Below are 7327 nucleotides of genomic sequence, written 5' to 3'. Positions count from 1 at the left end.
TCGGATTTGCTTAAGGCCACTGGAATGCAACCGTTATCGAGAAGAACAGCACCCGTCACGCCCCACAGGTAAGTCTTTCCCGAGGCTTCGACAAGGGGTTGCGCACGTTCGTGGTTTGTTCATAATTCTACGCATGGAATTTGGAACCGATCAGATGCTGCAACCGGGGCAGATTCTGGCGCGTGGAGTGTGTCGCCACCTGCGCAGCCATGATTTTGATTCGATTGTGGAATTCGTGCCCGAACGGGGGCGGCGCGTCGATGTGATGGCGATTGGCCCCAAGGGCGAGATCTGGGTGATCGAGTGCAAATCAAGCCGCGCCGATTTTATGTGTGACGCAAAATGGCAGGGCTATCTGCAATGGTGCGACCGCTATTTCTGGGCGGTGGACGCGGATTTTCCGGTGGACTTGCTGCCCGATGGCACGGGGCTGATTCTCGCGGATGCCTATAGCGCCGAGATTATCCGCATGGGGCCGGAAACCCGTCTGGCGGGCGCGCGGCGCGCGGCGCTCACGCGCAAGTTTGCCCGCCACGCGGCGCGGCGGTTGCAATCGGTGCTCGATCCGCGCCTATGATCCCTTGGCCCGCGCCGCCTGCGCAGAGGCGATGATTTCCTGCGCGATTTCCTCGGCCTCTTCGGGGGTGAAATCCATCGGCAGGTCAATACCCTGCGCCTCGATATAGAGGCGCACCATGCCTTGATCGGTCGGCCCGATCTGGAGGTTGGCCTCGATCTCGCTCTCTGAATTGATACCCATGGCGCTCTCCTTGCAACAGAGGACGTGCTAGTCGTTTCCCCCTTGATTGACAAGCGCCTTGGCGCTTTGCTGCGCGGTATGGACGAGATTGCGCTGCGCCTGTTCCAAGCGGAAGACGCCCCCTGGCTGACCGAGCGCCACGGGACACTTTACGCGCGCGAGGCGGGGTTTGACGGCAGCTTTGCGCCGCTGGTGGCCGAGATCATCGCGGATTATCTGGCGCGCCACGATCCTGCGCGCGAGGCAGGCTGGATCGCCGAGGCGGGTGGGCGGCCGCTTGGCTCGATTTTCTGCGTGCGGCTGAGTGACGAGGTGGCCAAGCTGCGGCTCTTTCTCTTGGAGCCAGAGGCGCGGGAGCAGGGGCTAGGCCAGCGGATGCTGGGGCATTGCATGGAGTTTGCGCGGGCCACAGGCTATGCGCGCATGACCCTTGCCACTCATGAGAGCCACCGCGCCGCCTGCGCGCTCTATGCGCGCAACGGCTGGCGGATCGCAGAGGAGCGCCCGGTGCGCACCTATGGCTGTGATCTGCTGGAACAAACCTGGGAAATCGCGTTGCATTAGACTTGCAATCCCAAGACGGTAAAGCTAAATCGCCCCCCAGTGCCGCCTTAGCTCAGTTGGTTAGAGCGCTGGATTGTGGATCCAGAGGTCCCCTGTTCAAGCCAGGGAGGCGGTACCATCCCCAAAATCAGTTCTGGGTCTCGATGGTCACGGTTTGCCGCAGGCGGCCGCTCTGCCGATCGTAGATCAGGATGCGGTTATCCTCGGTCACGATGGCGAACCAGTCGTCGCCTTGGGTCACGGCGGTGGGCGTGCTGCCTTGGGGCAGGGTAATGCTGTCGGGCAGGGGCAATGCCCCGTCATCCTCGGCCCAGAAGCGGGTGACAAGCAAGGCGATGATCACTAGAAGTCCCACGATCATTGTGGCGGTCAAGAGCGTGACCAGCCGTGCGAGAAACTTCAGTGTGGCCGGGCTGACCGGCGGAGAGTTGTCATCCATGGGCTTGGACCCGCTTGTTTTCCGGATCGGGGATGATCCGCCTCAACGCCTTGATAAGGCGCTTGTCCGGGATGTGCCAGAGGCGGCGGTCCTGTCGCGCACGCGGCTGGCGCGGCTCTTGGAAGAGGGCGCGGTGCGGGTCAATGGCGTGGTCGTGACCGAGGCCAAGGCGCGGGTGCAGGCGGGCGATCTGATCGAGATTGCCGTGCCCGAAGCGCGCGAGAGCCATATGATGCCAGAAGCTATCGCGCTCGAGGTGGTCCATGAGGATGACGATCTGATCGTCATCAACAAACCTGCGGGCATGGTGGTGCATCCCGCCCCCGGCAGCCCCGAGGGCACGCTGGTCAACGCGCTTTTGCATCATTGCGGTGACAGCCTCTCGGGTGTGGGCGGGGCCAAGCGGCCGGGGATTGTCCACCGCATCGACAAGGATACCAGCGGCCTCTTGGTGGTGGCCAAGTCGGATGCCGCGCATCAGGGGCTGGCCGCGCAATTCGAGGCGCATAGCGTCGAGCGCCAGTATCGCGCCGTGGTCTACGGCGTGCCCGACGCGAGCGATCCGCGCCTGCGCGGCCTGCCGGGGATCAGTTTCGAGGCTGGCAATATCCTGCGCATCGCCACCCGCCTTGCGCGGCACAAGACCGACCGACAGCGGCAGGCGGTGCTGTTCGAGGGCGGGCGGCATGCGGTGACGCGGGCGCGGGTGATCGAGAGTTTCGGCACGCCCGCCGTTGCCGCGCTGATGGAATGTTGGCTGGAAACCGGGCGCACCCATCAGATCAGGGTGCATATGGCGCATGCGGGCCATGGGCTGATCGGGGACCCGGTCTATGGCGGACGCCGCAAGCTCAAGGAAAAGGCGCTCTTGCCTGCGGGCATGGCGGCGGCGCAGGGTTTCCCGCGTCAGGCGCTGCATGCGGCGGTGCTGGGCTTTGTGCACCCGGTCAGCGGTGCCGCGCTGCGGTTCGAGGCAGAGCTGCCCGAGGACATGCGCGCGCTGCTCTCTGCCCTGCGCGGGACATGACAGTGTCGCAAGATCGCGTGACTTTTTGTCATAAAACGAGCGCCGCGACGGAACCATCCTAACTCTGCGTTAGTTACGTCAGTGTAAGCATCTTGAAAGGATGCCCGCAGCTACCTAGTTGAATGTTAACGATGCAAACATCAGGAGGGACGACAGCGTGGGAAATTACAACAATCTGCCAGCCCCAACCCCGGAAGGTGGCCTCAACCGCTATATGCAGGAAATCCGCAAGTTTCCTCTGCTGGAGCCGGAAGAGGAATACATGCTGGCCAAGCGCTGGGCCGAAGAGCAGGATACCGAAGCCGCGCACAGGATGGTCACGAGCCACCTGCGCCTCGCGGCCAAGATTGCCATGGGCTATCGCGGCTATGGGCTGCCGCAGGCCGAGGTGATTTCCGAGGCCAATGTGGGCCTCATGCAGGCGGTCAAGCGCTTTGACCCCGAGCGCGGCTTTCGCCTTGCGACCTATGCGATGTGGTGGATTCGCGCCTCGATTCAGGAATATATCCTGCGATCTTGGAGCCTTGTGAAACTGGGCACCACCTCGGCCCAGAAAAAGCTGTTCTTCAACCTGCGCAAGGCCAAGGCCAAGATTGGCGCGTTGGAAGATGGTGATATGCGCCCCGAAGTGGTCAAGAAGATCGCGACCGATCTGGGCGTGACCGAGGCCGAAGTGATCAGCATGAATCAGCGCATGGCGGGGGCCGATGCCTCGCTCAATGCGACGGTCGGCGCAGAGGGCGAAGGCTCGATGCAATGGCAGGACTGGCTCGAGGATGAGGATGCCGATCAGGCCGGCGATTACGAGGCCCGTGACGAGCTTGATGCACGCCGCGAACTGCTGGTGCAGGCGATGGATGTGCTCAACGAGCGCGAGCGCGACATCCTCACTCAGCGGCGTCTGAGCGATGAGACCGTCACGCTCGAGGATCTGAGCGCCGCCTATGACGTGAGCCGCGAACGCATCCGCCAGATTGAGGTGCGCGCCTTTGAAAAGCTGCAAAAACGCATGCGGGCTTTGGCGCAGGAAAAGGGTATGTTGACCCAAGCGTAAGCCAAGGCTTGGCGCGCCCCGGCAAAGCGCGTATCTCTCGCGCTGTCACAAGCGAGGGAGAGCGTGTTGGGTCTTGTCCATGGGGTTGGGAATGTCTGGGCCGCAGGTGGCGCGCGCCTGATCTGTGCAGGGCTGATGCTGGCCCTGCTGGCCGCCTGCGCGCCGCGCGCGACCGCCCTGCGCGCCGCCCCCGACCCCGCCGCCACAATCCAGCCGGTCTATGTGGCGACAGGCCGCCAGCTTGATCAAACCGGCCCGATCTTTGGGCTGGAACGACCCGAGGGCCTGCGCTTTTTCCGCGCCGATATCTCGGTGCCGCCGACCCATGCGCCGGGACAGATCGAATGGCCCGAAGGTCCGCCCGATGCCGCCACCGATTTCGTGGTCACAGGCACCGAGGTTTATGACGGGGCGGCCGCCCTGCAACGCGCCATGCGGCGCGAAAATCCGGGCACGCGCGAGACGCTGCTGTTCGTGCATGGTTATAACAACACTCTCTCCGAGGCGATGTATCGGCTGGCGCAGATCCAGACCGATTTTGACACCGGCATGCCGGGGGTGCTGTTTTCCTGGCCCTCTGCCGGTGATCCGCGCGGCTATATTTATGACCGCGATTCGGTGCTCTTTGCGCGCGACGACCTGACGGCGGTGCTGCGCCAGTTGACCTCCGGTCCGGGCGACAAGGTGTTTCTGCTGGCCCATTCCATGGGATCGAGCCTTGTGATGGAGGCGCTGCGCAGCATCGCGCTGAGCGGCGAGCGGCATCTGCTCGACCGCATCAGCGGCGTGGTGCTGATGTCGCCCGATATTGACCCTGATGTGTTCGACCGGCAGGCCGAGGCGATTGGCCGCCTGCCGCAACCCTTCCTGATCTTCATCACCAAGGCCGACCGCGCGCTGTCGCTCTCGGGCTTTATCACCGGGCGCAAACCGCGGCTTGGCATGATCGACCGCGCCGACAAGGTGCAGCGCCCGGATGTGCAGGTGATCGACTTTACGGCGCTGGCCGATGGCTCTGGTCTCAACCATTTCGTGCCTGTCACCTCGCCCTCCGCCATCGGCTTTTTGCGCGATATCATGGCCGGAACCTCTGGTGTCAGCGGGGCGTTTGTGCGTGACATGACGCTGACCCTGCCCAAACCCCGCGTCTTGCTGCCCTGAGACGCACGGAATTGACGTGGCGCGCGCGGCGCGTAGACTGAACCTTGTCAGAGGAGAGAGGGGCCATGGCCGGTGGATGGGCGCGCGACGGCGCGGTGAGCGAACAGATCGAGGCATCGATTTCCGACGAACTGGCGCGCCTCAAGGCGCGGCGCGGTCCCCAAGGCGAGAGCCTGACCCATTGCGCGGAATGCGAGGAACCCATCCCCGAGGCGCGGCGCGTGGCCATTCCGGGCGTCAAGCTCTGCATCGACTGTCAGCAGGAACGCGACACGGCCCAAGCCCCGCGCGGCGGCATCAACCGGCGTGGATCAAAGGACAGCCAGTTGAAGTGAAAGGTTGGGGGGCGCTGCCCCCCTGGCCCCCCTGAGGTATTTTTGGCCAGATGAATGAGCTACGGCTTCTTTATGGTTCAAATACTCATGTCAGAAGCCAGAGGATCACCCCTCCATCGCCTCCAACTCATCAATCATGCCCGAGATCATGCTGAGGCCCTTGTCCCAAAACGCGGGATCGCTGGCATCTAGGCCGAAGGGTGCCAGCAGTTCTTTGTGGTGCTTGGAGCCGCCCGCCTTGAGCAGGTCGAAATACTTGTCCTGAAACCCGTCCGGGTTTTCCTCGTAGACCGCATAGAGCGCATTCACGAGGCCATCGCCAAAGGCATAGGCATAGACGTAGAAGGGCGAGTGGATGAAATGCGGGATATAGGCCCAGAAGGTTTCATACCCCTCCATGAAATCAAAGGCTTCACCGAGGCTCTGGGCCTGCACGCTCATCCAGAGGGCGTTGATGTCATCGGGGGTGAGTTCGCCCTCGCGCCGCGCGGCGTGGAGTTTGCATTCGAAATCGTAGAACGCGATCTGACGCACGACCGTGTTGATCATATCCTCGACCTTGCCTGCGAGCAGGACCTTGCGCTCGGCTTGGGTCTTGGCCCCTTCGAGCATGCGGCGGAAGGTCAGCATCTCGCCAAACACGCTTGCGGTTTCGGCCAGTGTCAGAGGCGTGGAGGACAGCAATTCGCCCTGATCCGCCGCCAGACGTTGATGCACGCCATGCCCCAGCTCATGCGCGAGCGTCATCACGTCGCGCGGTTTGCCAAGGTAGTTCAGCATCACGTAAGGATGCACTGTGGTCACGGTGGGATGGGCAAAGGCACCGGGGGCCTTGCCCGGTTTCACGCCCGCGTCGATCCAGCCGCGCTCGAAAAACGGCTGCGCCAGATCGGCCATGCGCGGATCAAAGGCGGCATAGGCACCCATCACCGTGTCGCGCGCCTCGTCCCAATCGACAAGGCGCGTGGCCTCCATCGGCAGGGGCGCGTTGCGGTCCCAGACCTGCATGCGCTCCAGCCCCAGCCACTTGCGCTTGAGCTCGTAGTAGCGATGCGAGAGTTTGGGATAGGCCGCGACCACCGCATTGCGCAGCGCCTCGACCACCTCCGGCTCCACGTCGTTCGACAGGTGCCGCCCGGTCTGGGCGGTGGGCATCTTGCGCCAGCGGTCGATCACCTCTTTTTCCTTGGCTTGCGTGTTGTGGACGCGGGCAAAGGTGCGGATATTCTCGCCAAAGACCCGCGCCAATTCGCGCGCCGCGGATTCGCGTTTGGAGCGGTCCTGTTCGGTCAGAAGGTTGAGCGTGCCCTCGATGTTGAGGTCGTCGCCATCCACGGTAAAGGTCAGCCCCGCGATGGTCTCGTCAAAGAGCCGCTCCCAGGCGTCGCCGACAACGCCCAGATCATGCAGGAATTTTTCCAACTCATCCGAAAGCTGATAGGGCTTCATCGCGCGGATGCGGTCGAGCACGGGCTTGTAGCGGGCAAGATCGGCGTTCTCGGCATACATCGCCGTCAGCGCGCCTTCGTCGAGCCGGTTCAACTCGAGCGAGAAGAACACCAGCGGCGTGGTCGAACTCGTGACCTTTTCCTGACAATCGGACATGAACTTCGCCCGCCCGCCATCGGTGGTCATCTGGTAATAGCGCAGGCCCGCATAGGACATGATCCGCCCCGCCGTGGTGCTGATCGCCTCGTCGCGGCGGATACACTCCAAGAGACCCGCCGCGTCGAGCGTGGCCAGCTTGCCTTCGTAATCGGCGGCGAATTCGGCGCAGGCGCTGTGCAGCCAGTCGAGGTCACGCTTGAGTTCGGGGGCTTTCTCGGAGGTGTAGAGATCGCTCAGGTCCCATTCCGGCAGCTGTCCCAGATTCTTGTTGCCAGAGCTGGCATTGGCATCGCGGACGGGAAACGGCAGGTTGAGCATGGGGGCACCTCTTGTTGACATGGCCCAGACATAGGCCGGGGGGGCGGGGGCCACAAGGGGG

9 protein-coding genes and 1 tRNA gene are annotated in these 7327 nt (G+C 63.2%); 7 read left to right on the top strand and 3 right to left on the bottom strand.

Annotated elements, in window-relative coordinates:
• Positions 1-133 precede the first annotated feature (133 nt).
• A complete protein-coding gene (locus KBT70_RS03665; RefSeq protein ID WP_296628925.1) occupies positions 134-577 on the top strand; it encodes an MmcB family DNA repair protein in 444 nt (147 codons plus the stop codon).
• On the opposite strand, the gene KBT70_RS03660 is transcribed toward KBT70_RS03665, so the two are convergent.
• Positions 572-760: a DUF6324 family protein gene (locus tag KBT70_RS03660; RefSeq protein WP_296628923.1), complete on the bottom strand. Its 189-nt coding sequence runs from the start codon at positions 758-760 to the stop codon at positions 572-574. The two genes, KBT70_RS03665 and KBT70_RS03660, sit on opposite strands and share 6 nt — an antisense overlap.
• Before the next feature lie 78 nt (positions 761-838).
• Here KBT70_RS03660 and KBT70_RS03655 point away from each other — a divergent pair, with 78 nt between their 5' ends.
• Positions 839-1324 carry a GNAT family N-acetyltransferase gene (locus tag KBT70_RS03655; RefSeq protein WP_296628931.1) on the top strand — a complete coding sequence of 162 codons (486 nt, stop codon included), beginning with the start codon at positions 839-841 and terminating at the stop codon, positions 1322-1324.
• A gap of 41 nt (positions 1325-1365) precedes the next feature.
• A tRNA-His gene (locus KBT70_RS03650) sits at positions 1366-1442 on the top strand.
• Between the two features lie 9 nt (positions 1443-1451).
• Here the strand turns inward: KBT70_RS03650 and KBT70_RS03645 are convergent.
• Entirely contained in the window at positions 1452-1763 is a 312-nt protein-coding gene (locus KBT70_RS03645) for a DUF6476 family protein (RefSeq protein ID WP_296628921.1), read from the bottom strand.
• Between KBT70_RS03645 and KBT70_RS03640 the strand changes: the two genes are divergently transcribed.
• From KBT70_RS03640 to KBT70_RS03625, 4 genes are all read left to right on the top strand, one after another.
• On the top strand, positions 1762-2790 hold the full coding sequence (locus KBT70_RS03640) for an RluA family pseudouridine synthase (protein WP_296628919.1): 1029 nt from the start codon (positions 1762-1764) through the stop codon (positions 2788-2790). The two genes, KBT70_RS03645 and KBT70_RS03640, sit on opposite strands and share 2 nt — an antisense overlap.
• A 157-nt stretch (positions 2791-2947) precedes the next feature.
• Positions 2948-3844: an RNA polymerase sigma factor RpoH gene (rpoH, locus tag KBT70_RS03635; RefSeq protein ID WP_296628917.1), complete on the top strand. Its 897-nt coding sequence runs from the start codon at positions 2948-2950 to the stop codon at positions 3842-3844.
• A 63-nt stretch (positions 3845-3907) separates the two neighbouring features.
• The gene (locus KBT70_RS03630; RefSeq protein ID WP_296628915.1) at positions 3908-5005 is read left to right on the top strand and encodes an alpha/beta fold hydrolase; all 1098 of its coding nucleotides are present in this window, start codon (positions 3908-3910) and stop codon (positions 5003-5005) included.
• A 65-nt stretch (positions 5006-5070) separates the two neighbouring features.
• Entirely contained in the window at positions 5071-5340 is a 270-nt protein-coding gene (locus KBT70_RS03625; protein ID WP_296628912.1) for a DksA/TraR family C4-type zinc finger protein, read from the top strand.
• 105 nt (positions 5341-5445) lie between these two features.
• Here the strand turns inward: KBT70_RS03625 and KBT70_RS03620 are convergent, their stop codons facing one another.
• Entirely contained in the window at positions 5446-7266 is a 1821-nt protein-coding gene (locus KBT70_RS03620) for a M3 family oligoendopeptidase (RefSeq protein ID WP_296628909.1), read from the bottom strand.
• Positions 7267-7327: the final 61 nt, after the last annotated feature.

It is taken from the genome of Roseovarius sp. (assembly GCF_018066915.1).
In the GTDB taxonomy this organism is placed as follows: Bacteria; Pseudomonadota; Alphaproteobacteria; order Rhodobacterales; family Rhodobacteraceae; genus Roseovarius.
Note: the sequence above shows the minus strand (reverse complement) of the source record. Positions and strands in the feature narration are given on the sequence as shown.